Below are 15,360 nucleotides of genomic sequence, written 5' to 3'. Positions count from 1 at the left end.
GTTGGGTGGCGAGCGAGTGACCAGGACGGCTGGGGCAGCCGAAGGCATAAGCGGTCGCGTGATTTTTGCTGATTGACCGGCAAGGATGCCGAAGCAATCTTTCGCAAAAATAGCGACTCCCCTTTTGCTTCTTCCTATCGCTTTATATAAAAATGAAAAAGCTGTGTTAATTTTAGCTAATTTATGTAGTCTGTTATGGACTTGCATTTTACTGACACTGCTTGTTACTGAAGATCAGGCAAGCGTAATAAATTGGTTTAAAGCCTATTCAATTGCGGATTCAAACGCATTTGTTATCAAAGTATGCTTATTATGGGGTGTTATTGCCGCGTTGTTTGTTTATTTTTTCAAAGAATTTTTTATGTGCAAACGTAAAAATTGAGATATAAAAGTAAAGCCGATAAATGCCGAGGCGGTTATAGGGGACAAGACTTTCTGATGAGGCTTATCCGATGGCGGAGTCGCGGCAAGGCATGACAGCTACCGTCCACTATGCCAAAAGTATTGGACGGACGGTATGACTTGGGATATTTTTCAAAAAAATTGGAATAAAGTGCAGGCTTCCCGAAGAGAGCGTATTAACAAAATAATGGTAATACTTGAAGATGATAATATTTTCCCATGGCCATGATTAATTATGACCCAGATGATAGCGATTATGTGGAAATTCTGGCGGCACTGCCCAGTAATCGCCTCCTCGCTTTGCTACAGGAAGTATTTAGGCAACGCGATTACAAGCTTGCTCACACTGAATTTGAAGTAAGACGCTGGTTTGTTGTAGAGCATAGTGGCATTTTAGATCCCAATACAGGCTATTTAAAAGCGGAATGTTTACTGGATCCTGAATATTTGGCATTGCCACTGACTATTTTTACTAATGAGACCGAGTTTTTGCACAATGGTATTTGTATTGAATGCGGTTTGGAACTGACATGCTCTGAAAAATTAGCTTTATGTCCATTTTGTGGAACTGTGACAGAGTGTACTTAAGCAAAGGAAAAGGAACCCCAAACACTTCAAACTGACCACCGAAGACGGCACTGTGTACTTCCTCACCGAAGGCGTGGGTTTGGAGAAAGTCCAAGACCCGTTCGGCAACACCCTGACCTACAGCAAAAACGGTATTGTCCACAGCGCCGGGCTCAGCGTCGCCTTCCAGCGCGACGGCTAAGGCCGTATCACCCGCATCACCGCCCCCTAAGGCCAAAGCCTCCAGTACAGCTACACCCCCCAAGGCGAACTCGCCGCCTACACCGACCCGCGCGGTATCACCACCGCCAGCCAAGACTACGACGGCCAAGGCCGCCTCACCGCCGTTTGGCATGGTTCGCCTATGTGCGTTGGCAAACAGACTGTTTTGAGCGGAACGAAGATCATAGCGACGCAGATGCGCAATAACCTTGTTATTAGTATTGGAAGCCCATCTGTAGAGAGTTTTTGATAAATCTAGCGGACACGCTAACCGAGAAAAGATTTGGCGTGGACGTGGCTTATCACTTTTTAACTTCATTCAGAGAAAAAAATCATGACTAAAAATATCTACTTGGGTTTGGCTCTGGCAATTTGTATGGGCGTTATGTCTGCGTCAGTGTTGGCGGAAGTTATTCCCGCACCTGTACAACCTGAGCAAATCACGGCACCTGCAACAACACCCGTTGAACATAAAGCAGCTGCCGAACTGAATTTAAAACACGCCCAATACTATAAAGGCTTGGCTAAACATCATCGCTCAGTGGGTGCAGTGTATCAAAGTAACGGTCAACGTATTTTAGGCGATAGACAAGAAGCCATCGCAGTGCATGAAGACGCATTGGCAAAAGAATATGAACAAACAGCCGCCGAACATGAAAAAGTAGCCAACCCTAAGTAACCCGATCTACTGAGATTGCCGGGGGCAGGACAAGCCTTGGGGTTTGTTCTGACCCTAACACACTTAAGGCGGCTATTATTTACTGATATTAATTGGAGAAACGCCATGCCCCAAAGTCACAACTCAGCTGTTGGCCTATTTTGGGCAGCACTTTGGCCAGGACGCTATCATCCGTTACGAAACAGCGCTTAAAGCCCATAAATTTCTACTTATCGCTCACGGAATATTGGCTGAAGTAGAACAGGCAAAAGCCATTCTACTATAAAACCAAGCTAAAGCAGCAGAAGTCCATAAAGCATTGCTAGCTAAATGATGGCTTAATCCTAAATTGTATCGGCGCTTTTAAAACAGGATTCTAAGAAACCAATGGGGCAGTTGGTTATTTTGGCTAAACTAAAAAGCTTGGCAAACCCACATAACCTTCACCGTACCCACTGACGCAATCATTACGATCAGCAAGACAGAGGAACTCTCATGACTTATCAAAGTATCAATCCCTACAACGGTAACACCCTAAAAACGTTCGACGCACTCACTGACCAACAGCTTGAAACGGCGCTGACAACAGCTTCGGCTTGTTTTGATACCTGGCGGCAAACGACCTTTGCCGAACGGGCGACGATTGTTGCCAAAGCGGCAGTGCTGATGCGCGAACAGAGTGAGCAGTTTGCAACGCCAATGACTTTGGAAATGGGCAAACTGATTGCCCAGTCGCATGGTGAGGTCGTGTTGAGCGCCGACATCCTCGATTATTATGCCCAACATGCCGAACATTTTTTGGCAACTGAACATCTCACACCTAGCACGGGTGAAGCGATGGTGGTGAATGAGCCACTGGGGGTATTGTTTGGCATACAGCCTTGGAATTTCCCCTATTACCAGCTTGCGCGTTTTGCTGCCCCTAATCTAATGGCGGGCAATGTGGTCATGGTGAAACATGCGTCCTGTGTGCCGCAATGCGCGATAGCGTTTGAAAAGCTCTGGTTGGATGCAGGCGCACCCATCGGTGCGTACACCAATTTATTGATTTCCCATGATCAGGTCAATCGGGTCATTGATGATCCTCGGATAAAAGGCGTAGCCTTAACAGGTAGTGCACAAGCCGGGAAGAGTGTTGCGGCGCGGGCAGGGCTAAATCTTAAAAAATCGACCATGGAACTCGGTGGAAGCGATGCGTTTATCGTGCTTGATGATGCTGATCTCGACAAAACCGTCGCATGGGCAGTTTGGGCGAAGATGAACAATAATGGCCAATGTTGCGTCGCGGCAAAACGTTTCATCGTTGTCGATGAATTGGCAGACCGGTTTCTGGAAAAATTTAGCGCGGCATTGGCCTTGCTCAAATGTGGCGACCCAATGGATATAGCAACCACATTAGGCCCATTATCGACCGAAGATGCCCTGCAACATCTGTTAGCGCAAGTAGAACTGGCCGTTGCGCACGGAGCTATTGTGTTGATGGGCGGCAAACGGATTGACCGTCCAGGCGCGTTTATGCAGCCGACCATCCTTACCCATATTCAACCCGACAACCCTGCCTATAATGAAGAATTTTTTGGCCCCGTCGCGCTCTTTTTTCGGGTCAAAGATGAAGATGAAGCCGTGATATTAGCCAATGACTCCCATTTTGGGCTAGGCGGCTCTATTTTTACCCAAGATGTCGAATGGGGAAAATTTGTCGCCAGCCGTATCGAAACCGGCATGGTGTTCATCAATCATCCGACCTGGACAACCTCCGACTTACCGTTTGGTGGCATCAAAAATTCCGGTTACGGGCGGGAGCTTTCCCATCTGGGCATTCAGGAATTCGTCAACAAAAAACTGATTCGAGTTGATGCGATTGACGCATCCGCATAACACCACGAGGATAAATTGCAATGACAACGACAAACAACGACAAACCTGTTTGGTTTATTACCGGTTGCTCAACGGGCTTTGGCCGCGAACTTGCCAGCCATGTACTGGAACTGGGCTATCGCACCGTAGTGACTGCGCGTGATCCTGATGCCATTAAAGATTTGGCTGAATTAGGCGATGCTTTGGTGCTTAAACTTGATGTGACCGATCATGTTCAAGCCGAGGCGGCAATAAAAGCCGCTGAAGACGCCTTTGGGCATATTGATGTTTTGGTCAACAATGCGGGCATCGGCTATTTCGCCGCTGTGGAAGAAAGCGAAGAAGATGAAGTGCGGAAAATGTTTGATGTCAATTTCTTTGGCCTGTGCCGCATGATTCATGTGGCTTTACCGACCATGCGTAAACGTCGCAAAGGTTTTATCGTCAATTTATCCTCCATTGCAGGGCTGACCGGATTACCGTCCTTAGGTTATTACAACGCCACTAAATTTGCCGTGGAAGGTCTGTCCGATGCGCTGTGGCAAGAAGTGGAACCCTTGGGGATTAAAGTGATGGTCGTTGAACCTAGCGGTTTCCGAACCGATTGGGCAGGCCGGTCAGCCAATGAAAGCCAGCACGTTATTGACGATTATGCGAAGACCGCAGGTAAATGGCGTAAAAATATCCGCGCCATTTCCGGCAAACAGTCGGGCGACCCGCTACGCGCCGTCCATGCCATCGTCCAAGCGGTCAATTCCGATAATCCGCCGCATCATTTGCTCTTAGGTAATGACGCTTTTGAAGGTGCAAAAGCCAAACTTGCCAGTTTGCAGAAAGAGTTTGCCGCGTGGGAAACAGTGACCCGTGGTGCGGATTTTCCAAAAGATTAACGTTTAATAACTGACGTTACGCAGTAACGTCGCTTTACCCCCGTTTGCCGCGCCGAGCATCGCAGGGTTTGTCGGGATCAGCCCGAATACCCATAGGGCATAAAGGGGCGCGGCAGGGATGCCGCGCGTCGGCAGGTGTACCCAAGGGCATAAAGGCAGGAGCCCACTCTGCCGACCCCCGACAAAACCGAGAAGCGCAGGATCAAGCGGCAACCGGGCCGCCTTTTCTTTGGATACTTTCTTTTCGACTGCATGGATGCAGGAGGTAGAGCAATGCCACCTCAGGGTGGTCTGGAGACAGAGCAATTGCCGAGGCGGAGCAAAAGAAAGTATCTCGCCTTCGGGTGCGAGAACCCGATTAAAAAAATCGTCGCGGTAGCGACTCATTATTGTTTTTTTTAAATTGCAGAATGTGTCTGCGTAACATCAATTAATAAGCGAAAACAGACTATGTATGCCATGGTGTTAAAACAAGCCCATTCTGCTTTGGAATGGACAGAGCTTCCTGATAGGCAACCGGAATCCGGTGAAATTCGTGTCAAGGTGCTGGCTTGCGGCGTTTGCCGTACCGATTTGCATGTCCTTGACGGTGAATTACCCCACCCCGTTTTTCCCATCATTCCTGGACACGAAATTATCGGACGTGTAGATGCTGTTGGCGCTCATGTCACAGGTTTTCAGCTCGGTGAACGGGTGGGTATTCCTTGGCTGGGGCATACCTGTGGCAACTGCCCTTATTGTTTAACGCACCATGAAAACCTCTGTGATAAGCCCTTATTTACCGGATACACGCGCGACGGCGGCTTTGCGACTAAGGTAATAGCCGATGCCCGCTTTGCATTGCCCTTGGGCGAAAGGGGTAGTGATATAGCGTTGGCGCCGCTGCTGTGCGCAGGACTGATTGGTTGGCGTTCGCTCGTTATGGCAGGCGAGGGTAACAAACTGGGGCTTTATGGTTTTGGTGCGGCTGCCCATATCGTTGCGCAAATCGCCAACTGGCAAGGCCGCTCGGTGTTTGCGTTTACCCGGCCTGGAGATATAACGGCACAACGTTTTGCCCGGCAACTCGGTGCTGTTTGGGCGGGTGGCTCGGAAGAAATGCCACCAGAGCCACTGGATATTGCCATCATCTTTGCTACTGTGGGAGAACTGGTGCCGCTGGCATTAAAAGCTGTCCGCAAAGGTGGGCGGGTTGTCTGCGCAGGAATTCACATGAGCGATATTCCTAGTTTCCCCTATCAGCTATTGTGGGAAGAGCGGCAACTGGTGTCGGTTGCCAACCTCACCCGGCAGGATGGCCTTGATTTTCTGCGTCTCGCACCTGAGATGGGCATTGTCACCCAAACAACCGCCTATCCACTCAAGCAAGCGAACCAAGCCCTTGCCGACCTGCGGGCAGGCCGGTTTGTCGGTGCGGCGGTTCTTGTGCCATAAATACGGCGTTGCTGAATATATACTTCAAACGGTCAAGTTTTCGGTTTTAGGATTAACCGTTCGCCCTGAGCTTGTCGAAGGGTGGACGGTTAATCCGTTCGTGGTGTACCTGCCGGGGGCGTGACCGCATCCGCCTGCGAGTCGCCGCAAGGCCTGTGTGTTGCTGACGGGAAGCCGCTTTGGGAATATCGACCAACTTACCACCTCAGCCCCGCCCTATTGCCGGTTCGAGGAATCAACAATGAAAGACGGTAAACAGCATTGACGGAGGCCAAATGAACAAAGACATTACGGCATTATTTTTGGATATCGGCGGTGTCCTGCTCACCAACGGCTGGGATCATCTTGCCCGCAAACGCGCGGCAACGAATTTCAAACTGGAATGGGCCGAGATGGAAGATAGGCATGGCCTGAACTTCGCCACCTATGAGGAGGGCAAGCTCAGCCTGGAAGACTATCTGAGCCGGACGGTTTTCTATGAGGAGCGTCCGTTCACACGCGAGCAGTTCCGGGAATTCATGTTCGCGCAGTCACACGCGTTTCCCGAAATGATCGGGCTGGTCCGCAAACTGAAAGCAAGATATGGCTTGAAAATTGTCGTGGTCAGCAACGAAGCACGAGAACTGAATGAACACCGGATTCATCAGTTCAAGCTGAACAGTTTCGTGGATTTTTTTGTTTCCTCCTGCTTTGTCCATCTCCGCAAGCCCGACACGGACATTTTCCGGCTTGCCCTAGACCTCGCCCAGGTGCCGACCGGACAGATCATCTATATCGAAAACACCCTGATGTTCGCCGAGATCGCGGAAGGTTTAGGAATCCGCAGCATTCTGCACACGGATTACCCGTCCACATGCGCACAATTGGCCGCCTTCGGATTGCCGTATGACGAGGGTGTCAGCCATGAAACCTGATAACCCACGCATCCTGACGGTTAATGCGCGGCGACTGAAAACATAACATATACGTTAGTCTCAGTGCAACAAAAGGAAAATTATGATGAATCATACAAAGGGTTGGATGACCGACATGATGGGCGGAGGAATGTGGGTTTGGACGGTCATCGGTGTGCTGGTAGTTGTCCTGTTGGCCGCCCTGATTATCAAACTGTCTAAAAAATAATTCCGCGCACACCGCCCTGTTAATTAAGTGAACTACCAATCGGAGGCCATTTTATGCTAGTCAAATTATTTACTGATAAAACCGTAACAGAAGCGGCGGCTGCCTTGCAAGATGCCGTCCAGGCCAATCATTTTGGTGTCATGCAGGTGCATAACCTCAAAGAGACTATGAACAAAAAGGGCGTGGAATTCAACAGCGAATGCCTGATTTTTGAAGTATGTCACCCGCAACAGGCCAAAAAAGTGCTTGAGCAAGACATGAGCGTCTCCACTGCCTTGCCCTGCCGAATCAGCATTTACGAGGAGGGAGGTAAAACTGTTCTGGCGACATTAAAACCAACCACTCTTCTGGCCATGTTTAACGTGCCGCAACTGGAAGTAGTGGCGCGGGATGTGGAAAACACCATTGTAAAAATCATGAAGGAAGCGGCATCAGACTGATTGATCACACTAGCCGCTGTGGATAAAAGCAGTGCTATTGTTCAAATACGACGGCCATTTGATCGACAATAGCGTACAAAAATCAAACTCAAAAAACTAGGATTACTACCATGCTAAACAAAGCCAAAACCCTGCGCGGTTATACCTTACACGGTCTCGATGGAAAAATAGGCAAGGCCAAAGAATTTTATTTCGATGACCATTATTGGACGGTACGCTATCTCGTCGCTGATACGGGAAATTACTTATTGGGCCGGCAAGTGTTGATCTCCCCGTATGCGTTGGTCGGTGTCGATCAAAAAGACGAATACATTACAATCAGTTTGACCAAAAAACAGATTGAGGACAGCCCCGCCTTGAACACTGACCAACCTGTCTCACAGCAATTCGAGGAGGCGTACTTCCAATATTATCGGTGGCCACAATATTGGGACGGCCCCTACGACTGGGGGCAATTTGCTGCCATTGAGCGTGATCTTGAAAAAAGGCTAACGTGCAACCAAGGCGGGAAAGCCTGGGATTCGCATTTGCGCAGTACGCATGATGTCAGCGGCTATCACATCCAGGCGACCGACGGCGATATAGGGCATGTTGATGATTTTATCATCGACGATGCGACTTGGACGATCCGTTATCTGGTGATTGATACCAACAACTGGTGGCCTGGAAAAAAGGTGCTGATTGCGCCGCAATGGATTGAGCGCGTTAGCTGGAACGAATCAACCGTCTTCGTCGGCCTTCCCCGCGAGATCATCAGAGAATCACCGGAATTTACTGATGCGTCTGAGCTGACGAGAGACTATGAGATTGGGCTGCATCGCCTTTACGACCGCCAAGGCTACTGGGTTGATGAAGATGGCACTAAGAATAAGTTGCCTTGAAACCAAAGATAAAGCTTTGCGCCATCCGTCTTAATTTTTATACAGGAAATGTAGACCTTGAAAACTAACACACTCACGCCAGAACTGCTCCAAAAAATTGATGCCTATTGGTGTGCCGCCAATTATCTGTCGGTCGGCCAGATTTATCTTTTCGACAATCCCTTGTTAAAGCGGCCACTGCTGCTTTCAGACATTAAGCACATGCTACTGGGCCACTGGGGTACGACCCCCGGACAGAATTTCATTTATGTGCATTTGAACCGGATTATCAAAAAATTCGACCTCGATATGATTTACGTCTCCGGCCCCGGTCATGGTGGCCCTGCCGTGGTGGCCAATACCTATCTTGAAGGTACTTACAGCGAAATCTATCCCGACATCAGCCAGGACGAGGCTGGCCTACAAAAGCTTTTCCTCCAATTTTCTTTTCCGGGCGGCATTCCCAGCCACGCCTCGCCGGAGTGTCCAGGCTCGATCCACGAAGGCGGGGAATTGGGTTATTCGCTCAGCCATTCGTTCGGCGCGGTGTTCGACAATCCTGATCTTATTGTGGCTTGTTGTGTCGGCGATGGCGAGGCGGAGACGGGGCCTCTGGCAACCGCTTGGCAATCGAATAAATTTCTCGATCCCATTACGGATGGTGCAGTGCTGCCTATCCTGCATCTCAACGGTTACAAAATCGCCAACCCTACCGTGCTTGCACGCATAGAGCCGGAAGAATTAGACCAGTTTTTACGCGGCAATGGCTGGACACCTTATTACGTCGAAGGGCATGAGCCGGCATTGATGCACGAGGCGATGGCCGCGACACTCGACGTGGTGGTGGAAGAAATCCAACGCATCCGGCACGAAGCCCGCGTCAACGGCAACACTATGCGCCCGCGCTGGCCTATGATCGTCCTTAAATCACCGAAAGGCTGGACTGGGCCGACATGGGTGGACGGCCTGCAAATTGAAGGGACTTTCCGGGCGCATCAGGTGCCGCTTTCCGACCCTTCCGCCCATCCTGAAAATCTAAAACTGCTGGAGAACTGGTTGCGGAGCTACCGACCGGAAGAGCTGTTCGACGCAGAGGGCAAACTGAAGCCGGAACTGGCTGAACTCGCGCCCAAAGGCGACCGCCGCATGGGGGCAAATCCTCATGCTAACGGCGGTATGCTGCTACATGATCTGATTATGCCGGATTTTCGTAACTATGCCGTTAACGTGCCTTCGCCCGGATCTGTTAAGGCTTCTGACGCGCATGAACTCGGCGTGTTTCTCCGCGATGTCGTCAAGCTTAACCTTGAGCAGCGCAATTTTCGGATTTTCGGTCCAGACGAAACACTTTCTAATCGTCTGGGCGCAGTGTTTGAGGTGACCAACCGGCAATGGGATGCCAGGGAGCAGGACAACGATGAGTTCCTCGCCCCGGACGGGCGGGTCATGGAGATGTTGAGCGAGCATCAATGCGAAGGCTGGCTCGAAGGTTATCTGCTCACGGGCCGGCACGGCCTGTTCAATTGCTACGAAGCGTTTATCCACATCATCGATTCGATGTTCAACCAACACGCCAAATGGTTGAAAGTCACCGCCGGGCTAGCGTGGCGGCGGCCGATCGCCTCGCTGAATTATCTGTTGGCCTCGCATGTCTGGCAGCAGATGCACAACGGCTTTACCCATCAAGACCCCGGTTTCATAGATCACGTCGTCAACAAAAAAGCCTCGGTCGTACGGGTTTATCTGGCACCGGATGCCAACTGCCTGCTCTCAATCTGGGACCATTGTTTACGCAGCCGCCATTATGTCAATGTCGTGATCGCGGGCAAGTATCAAGCCCCGCAATGGCTAACGATGGAGGAAGCTATCAAACATTGCACCGCAGGCATCGGCATTTGGCAATGGGCGAGCTGTGACGCAGGCGTTGAACCCGATGTGGTCATGGCTTGCTGCGGCGATGTGCCGACGCTGGAAACGCTTGCTGCCGTGTCCATCCTGCGCGGGCGTTTGCCCGATTTGAAAGTCCGCGTGGTCAACGTCGTCGATCTGATGAAATTGCAGCCGCAACTCGAACATCCTCATGGCATGAGTGACACCGATTTCGACACGCTTTTCACTAAGGACAAACCGGTCATCTTCGCCTTCCATGCTTATCCGTGGCTGATCCATCGGCTGACTTACCGCCGCACCAATCACGACAATATCCACGTCCGTGGTTACAAAGAGGAAGGCACCATCACCACGCCCTTTGACATGACGGTACTGAATGATCTGGACCGCTTCCATCTGGTGATGGACGCCATTGACCGTTTGCCACAGACCGGCGATCTAGGTATCAGCCTAAAGCGGGATCTCAAAGATAAGCTGGTCGAACACAGACTGTACATCAACAAATATGGCCAGGACATGCCGGAAATCCGCAACTGGAAATGGCAAGGGTGAGACAATTATGGCGCTCAGAATCATTGAAAAGCTGTATCGGGAAAGCAGGCGTTTTTGCCCCCATACTCATCAGACCTTAACCCTATCGCACACAAATGGGCACAGCTTAAATCCCCGCAACCAAGCACGATGTTCCGTTGACGACCTCTTCACTGAGGCCGTTGCAGGACATCTTTTTATATCGGATTAGCTATAGCGGTGCGCTTGCCGATACTGGCAAAGCAGTTGCCGGAACACCCCAGGGTCTTTATTTTGGGTGATTGCGCCGGAACGGGGATGAAGCTGATGGACCAGACGGGATAACCAAAAACGCAAGGCGGCGGCACGGAGCAGAGTTGGCCATAAACGCCTTTCTAATGTGTGCAAAGGCCTGAGCGTTTCATAACCCGCCAAGAGCGCGGCTAATTTGGCACCATTCACTATGCCGTCATCATGACACCAGTCGGCGGCGGCTATGGCAAGGTCCAACAACAGCACCCCCTTACCCGCACTGTAAAAGTCCAACAGACCGCTCAGCTTATCGCCGACAAACAGGACATTATCCCTGAACGGGTCAGCGTGGATCAGTCCGGTCGGTAACCCCGCATGGCTGTTTGCCGCTTGGAAAGCCAGTTCCTCGTGGATGACTGCCAAGTCCGCTACGGCAAGTTGTCCGGCAACTTTTGCGAACAGGTGCAGATACCCCGGCAGATCATGGTTGCTGGCGATAGGGAAACCGTAATCTTGGGTATGTTGGTGCAGACGGGCTAAATGCCAGCCGATTTGCCGGCAATGGGTCATACCCGGCTTGAGTACGGCCCGGCCTGGGCAGCGGCGGAACACCGCCGCGTGCTTATGGTTAAGCAGGCGCAGGTGCTGGGCTTGCCGATCAGGCAGGGGGTAAGGGCAAGGCAAACCTTGTGCGGCCAAGTGGCCTAACAAGGCCATAAAATGCGGCAAATCACTGACGCTTATCGATTCAAACACGGTCAGGACAAATTCGCCTTCTGAGGTGCTGACCCAATAATTGGTGTTGTCGATACCGTCTGTGATGCCGCTAAAGCCTAAGACTCGGCCTAACGGATAATGGCTGAAAAACGCGTTGATTTGGGCGGGGCTGACGACGGAGTAGACGGACACGGGAACCTGTGGCTTTATGAAAATAACACGCCTAAAACCAACAGGGCAATCAGCCAGCCGTCTATGGTAGCGCGTAGTTGTAGGCCTTGCCTCAGGGTCGCTTCAGTAACGGGCCCAAGTGCGTCACCGAGGATAGGCTTAGGTTTTAACTGGCCATGATAAAAAGCCTCCCCCGCCAAACCGACCCCTAAAGCCCCTGCCAAGGCGGCAATCGGCCAACCGGCATTAGGGCTGTCCAATTTATTGCCGTCGCGTAAGGCGCATTGCCACGCCCGCCGCCGCTGAGCCGACACCAGGACTAAACCTAAGGCGGTCAGGCGGGCGGGCAGATAATTGGCGGCATCATCGGCTAGTGCGGCAACGCGGCCAAAGTACAGGTAACGTTCGGTTTTGTAGGCCACCATAGAATCCAGGGTGTTAATGGCTTTGTAAACGGCGAGGCCGGGCAGGCCAAACAGCAATAAATACAATAAGGGCGCGATGACCCCATCGCTGAGGTTTTCCGCCCACGTTTCCAAAGCGGCTTTATACACCGCCGTTTCGTCCATGCTATCGGTGTCGCGGCTGACCAAAAGGCGGATGGCTTGCCGGGGGTGGTCTGCGGTCAGAATCGCCGCCACTGAGGCATGTAGCATATTCATCGCCAATCCGGTCGAAGCCATCAACGCCAGGACGGGCAAGGCCAACCAAGCGGGCAACAACCCGCACACATAAACGGCCAGCAAGCTAAGACTTAAACTCAGCCCGACTAAGGCAAGCACTAATAGCCCCCCGGATAAAATGCTATTGCGGTAAAAATGCCGCTCAAAGGCTTGGATAAAATCGCCCATCCACATTACCGGATGTTTGCCCGGCAATTCGCCAAACACTTTATCCAAGATATACGCCAATAACGCCAAAGCAAAAAACATCAGTCCGCCAACGCCGCTAAAATGACATCCATATCCAAATTTTCGGCGACGCCGTCGGCGAAACCTTGGATTTCTTGCTCGCGGTAAGCGCCGTAAGCATAGCCTTGATAATCGGCGTGTAAGGCCCGGAAATAATCGCCACGGAAACGGTCATCGTCAAAAATGCCGTGGACGTGCGTACCCGCCACCGTCCGCAAGCCGCTGGCAGGGCTATCCTGATAGTACAGCGGATAGCGGGCCATGCGCCCGCAGTGGATTTCGTAGCCTTTAATGGCCGGATAGCCGAACAGCGGGTAATGCCCGCGCGTCAGCAGTTTAGGGCTTTGGTAAACCACCTCATCGTCAATCAGGCCTAAGCCGGTTTCCATGCTGGGCGTGTCATGTTCCAAGGCATCGGGGTCATGCAAGGTTTTACAAAGCATTTGGTAGCCGCCACAAATGCCGAACAGGGCTTTTTTGAACTGCCGGATTTCCGTAAATAGCCCTTGCGCTTTCAACCAGCGCAAATCGCGGATGACGGTTTTACTGCCCGGCAACAATACCATATCAAAACTCTCTAAAGGGCGGTAAGCATCCACCCATTCGACGTACAGCTCCTGATCCGCCATCAGCACATCCACGTCATTATAATTGCTCAGGCCGGGATAGGAGATAACGGCGATACGGACTTTCATCGCCTGCAAGCGTTGCCGATAATTGCGCAAGGATTGCGAGTCTTCCATGTCGATGTTCAAGGGCTTGAACGGCAACACCCCCAAGACGGGAATGCCGAAGCGTTCGGTAATGATTTTTTCGCCGTCCATAAAAAATCGCCGATCGCCCCGAAATTTGTTGATGACCACACCCATCAGGTTACTGCGGATATGCGGGTCCAGCAACGCCAACGTGCCATAAATGGACGCGAACACCCCGCCGCGTTCAATATCGGCGACCAAAATGTTTTGGGTGGAAAAAGTGTTGGCGACAAAGGTGTTGGATAAGTCTTTATGCAGCAAATTCAATTCCACCGGCGAGCCAGCCCCTTCGGCCACCACTACATCATACTGGCGTTGCAATTGTAAAAAAGCCTGTTCCACTTGGGTTTTCAAATGCGCAATGCCATCATAATAATCGGCAACCGATTGGTTTTGGTACACCAAGCCGTTGACCACCACTTGCACACTACCATTGCCGTGGGATTTGAGCAGTACCGGATTAAACAGATAGCTCGGCTCGACCCGCGCCGCCTCTGCCTGCAAACACTGCGCCCTGGAAATTTCCCGGCCTTCGTGGGTGACGGCGGAATTGTTGGAGACGTTTTGGGCTTTAAACGGGGCGACTTTCAGGCCGCGATCCGCCAAAATCCGGCATAAAGCCATCGCCACCGTAGTCTTGCCCGCGTCCGAGCTAGTGCCTAAGACCGCCAACGGCTTCATGACACACCGCCTTGCAGAGATTTTGCCAGTTGGGCGATGGCTAGCTCATCCTTAACCGCAAAGCGGACATGGCGGTTAGTCAAGCCGGTAAAGTTGGCGCACACCCGGATTAAAATCCGCGCGGTCGCCAACCGGGCTTGTAATTGCTGGCCATCGCCATCCGCCGCCAGTTCCGCCAATAAGAAATTAGCTTGGCTGGGGTAGATATGCGTGAATAAACCGGAATCGGCCAAAGTTTGCGCCAGTAACTCGCGGCGCTGGCGGGTTTGTTGGCGGGTTTGGTCGATAAATGCCGTATTCGCCAAGGCTTGCTGCATATAGGCCATGTCAAAACTGGAGAGTTTCCAGGCGGGTTCTAAACGTCTTAATTGCCGGATAACGGGGGTGGCTGCCAACACAAAGCCGATACGGATGCCTGCACAGCCATAAAATTTGCTTAAGGATTTGACGAGCAATAGCTTATCGTCTTCGCCAAGGTAAGCACTGACAGACTCGGCAGGGCAAAAATCCAAAAACGATTCATCGACCAACACCGTACACCCCGCTTGCCGCCAGTGCCCTAATAGGGTTTGCATTTCATAAAGCTGCCCGTCCGGTGTCGCCGGATTGACAAAAATAACCGTGCTGTTCTTAGGTACGGCAGTGCCTACATCGGTGAAGCGGTCAACGGTATGCACGGTACAGCCCAATTGCTTGGCAATCTGGGCATATTCGCCGTATAACGGCGTGTACAATACGACATCTTGGGGTTGTAGCCAGCGTAAAACGGCAAAAATAGCCGCACTCGCACCATTAAACACTTCTATGTCAACCCCGTCAGGGTAGGGGTAACGGCTTGTTAAGGCCGCTTTTAACAACGGATAATCAGGGTCGGCATACGGCCCTAGGGCGGTTACCGGCAAATTGTCCGCACTGACCGCTTGTTCGGGGTTGATGTTCGCCGAAAAGTCCAGCACTTGGTCGGGCAAGCAGCCCACTTGCCGGGCAAACTGATAAATGTTACCGCCATGATTCATAAAGG

At 51.4% G+C, this 15,360-nt stretch carries 17 protein-coding genes; 11 read left to right on the top strand and 6 right to left on the bottom strand.

What is annotated here, in order from left to right; genetic code table 11:
• On the bottom strand, positions 1 to 207 hold a 207-nt coding region (locus tag AADEFJLK_RS25170; protein WP_211299226.1), incomplete at its 3' end, for a hypothetical protein.
• 420 nt (positions 208 to 627) lie between these two features.
• On the opposite strand from AADEFJLK_RS25170, the gene AADEFJLK_RS24080 reads away from it, so the two are divergent.
• From AADEFJLK_RS24080 to AADEFJLK_RS14685, 5 genes are all read left to right on the top strand, one after another.
• The gene (locus AADEFJLK_RS24080) at positions 628 to 990 is read left to right on the top strand and encodes a hypothetical protein (RefSeq protein WP_146054615.1); all 363 of its coding nucleotides are present in this window, start codon (positions 628 to 630) and stop codon (positions 988 to 990) included.
• A 52-nt stretch (positions 991 to 1,042) separates the two neighbouring features.
• Complete coding sequence (locus tag AADEFJLK_RS25910; RefSeq protein ID WP_282957368.1) at positions 1,043 to 1,171, top strand: hypothetical protein; 129 nt, start codon at positions 1,043 to 1,045, stop codon at positions 1,169 to 1,171.
• A 354-nt stretch (positions 1,172 to 1,525) separates the two neighbouring features.
• Positions 1,526 to 1,870, top strand: a complete 345-nt coding sequence (locus AADEFJLK_RS14695) for an acid-shock protein (RefSeq protein WP_103974779.1) — start codon at positions 1,526 to 1,528, stop codon at positions 1,868 to 1,870.
• A 474-nt stretch (positions 1,871 to 2,344) separates the two neighbouring features.
• Complete coding sequence (locus AADEFJLK_RS14690) at positions 2,345 to 3,727, top strand: NAD-dependent succinate-semialdehyde dehydrogenase (protein WP_088619509.1); 1,383 nt, start codon at positions 2,345 to 2,347, stop codon at positions 3,725 to 3,727.
• A 20-nt stretch (positions 3,728 to 3,747) separates the two neighbouring features.
• Positions 3,748 to 4,596 carry an oxidoreductase gene (locus AADEFJLK_RS14685; protein WP_088619508.1) on the top strand — a complete coding sequence of 283 codons (849 nt, stop codon included), beginning with the start codon at positions 3,748 to 3,750 and terminating at the stop codon, positions 4,594 to 4,596.
• A 3-nt stretch (positions 4,597 to 4,599) separates the two neighbouring features.
• Here the strand turns inward: AADEFJLK_RS14685 and AADEFJLK_RS24075 are convergent, their stop codons facing one another.
• The gene (locus AADEFJLK_RS24075; RefSeq protein WP_146054614.1) at positions 4,600 to 4,983 is read right to left on the bottom strand and encodes a hypothetical protein; all 384 of its coding nucleotides are present in this window, start codon (positions 4,981 to 4,983) and stop codon (positions 4,600 to 4,602) included.
• A gap of 63 nt (positions 4,984 to 5,046) precedes the next feature.
• Here AADEFJLK_RS24075 and AADEFJLK_RS14680 point away from each other — a divergent pair, with 63 nt between their 5' ends.
• From AADEFJLK_RS14680 to AADEFJLK_RS14660, 6 genes are all read left to right on the top strand, one after another.
• Positions 5,047 to 6,030, top strand: coding sequence for a zinc-dependent alcohol dehydrogenase family protein (locus AADEFJLK_RS14680; RefSeq protein WP_103974778.1), 984 nt, complete (start codon positions 5,047 to 5,049; stop codon positions 6,028 to 6,030).
• A gap of 275 nt (positions 6,031 to 6,305) precedes the next feature.
• Positions 6,306 to 6,944, top strand: a complete 639-nt coding sequence (locus AADEFJLK_RS14675; protein ID WP_103974777.1) for an HAD family hydrolase — start codon at positions 6,306 to 6,308, stop codon at positions 6,942 to 6,944.
• An 82-nt stretch (positions 6,945 to 7,026) separates the two neighbouring features.
• Positions 7,027 to 7,152, top strand: a complete 126-nt coding sequence (locus AADEFJLK_RS25905) for a hypothetical protein (protein ID WP_282957367.1) — start codon at positions 7,027 to 7,029, stop codon at positions 7,150 to 7,152.
• 53 nt (positions 7,153 to 7,205) lie between these two features.
• The gene (locus AADEFJLK_RS14670; protein WP_088619504.1) at positions 7,206 to 7,592 is read left to right on the top strand and encodes a DUF302 domain-containing protein; all 387 of its coding nucleotides are present in this window, start codon (positions 7,206 to 7,208) and stop codon (positions 7,590 to 7,592) included.
• Positions 7,593 to 7,702: 110 nt separating this feature from the next.
• Complete coding sequence (locus AADEFJLK_RS14665) at positions 7,703 to 8,473, top strand: PRC-barrel domain-containing protein (RefSeq protein ID WP_103974776.1); 771 nt, start codon at positions 7,703 to 7,705, stop codon at positions 8,471 to 8,473.
• Between the two features lie 57 nt (positions 8,474 to 8,530).
• Positions 8,531 to 10,894 carry a phosphoketolase family protein gene (locus AADEFJLK_RS14660; RefSeq protein ID WP_103974775.1) on the top strand — a complete coding sequence of 788 codons (2,364 nt, stop codon included), beginning with the start codon at positions 8,531 to 8,533 and terminating at the stop codon, positions 10,892 to 10,894.
• 186 nt (positions 10,895 to 11,080) lie between these two features.
• Here AADEFJLK_RS14660 and AADEFJLK_RS14655 read toward each other — a convergent pair whose 3' ends face one another.
• From AADEFJLK_RS14655 to AADEFJLK_RS14640, 4 genes are read right to left on the bottom strand one after another with little or no spacing between them, the layout of a single operon-like run.
• Positions 11,081 to 12,013: a homoserine kinase gene (locus tag AADEFJLK_RS14655; RefSeq protein WP_103974774.1), complete on the bottom strand. Its 933-nt coding sequence runs from the start codon at positions 12,011 to 12,013 to the stop codon at positions 11,081 to 11,083.
• 14 nt (positions 12,014 to 12,027) lie between these two features.
• Positions 12,028 to 12,924 carry an adenosylcobinamide-phosphate synthase CbiB gene (gene cbiB, locus AADEFJLK_RS14650; protein ID WP_088619500.1) on the bottom strand — a complete coding sequence of 299 codons (897 nt, stop codon included), beginning with the start codon at positions 12,922 to 12,924 and terminating at the stop codon, positions 12,028 to 12,030.
• A complete protein-coding gene (locus AADEFJLK_RS14645) occupies positions 12,924 to 14,339 on the bottom strand; it encodes a cobyric acid synthase (RefSeq protein ID WP_103974773.1) in 1,416 nt (471 codons plus the stop codon). Before AADEFJLK_RS14645 ends, cbiB begins: the two co-directional genes overlap by 1 nt.
• Entirely contained in the window at positions 14,336 to 15,355 is a 1,020-nt protein-coding gene (locus AADEFJLK_RS14640) for an aminotransferase class I/II-fold pyridoxal phosphate-dependent enzyme (protein WP_103974772.1), read from the bottom strand. The genes AADEFJLK_RS14645 and AADEFJLK_RS14640 overlap by 4 nt, the downstream gene beginning before the upstream one ends.
• Positions 15,356 to 15,360: the final 5 nt, after the last annotated feature.

The sequence above is a fragment of the Methylovulum psychrotolerans genome (assembly GCF_002923755.1).
GTDB classification, from domain to species: Bacteria; Pseudomonadota; Gammaproteobacteria; order Methylococcales; family Methylomonadaceae; genus Methylovulum; species Methylovulum psychrotolerans.
This window is presented reverse-complemented; position numbering and strand designations above follow the sequence as displayed.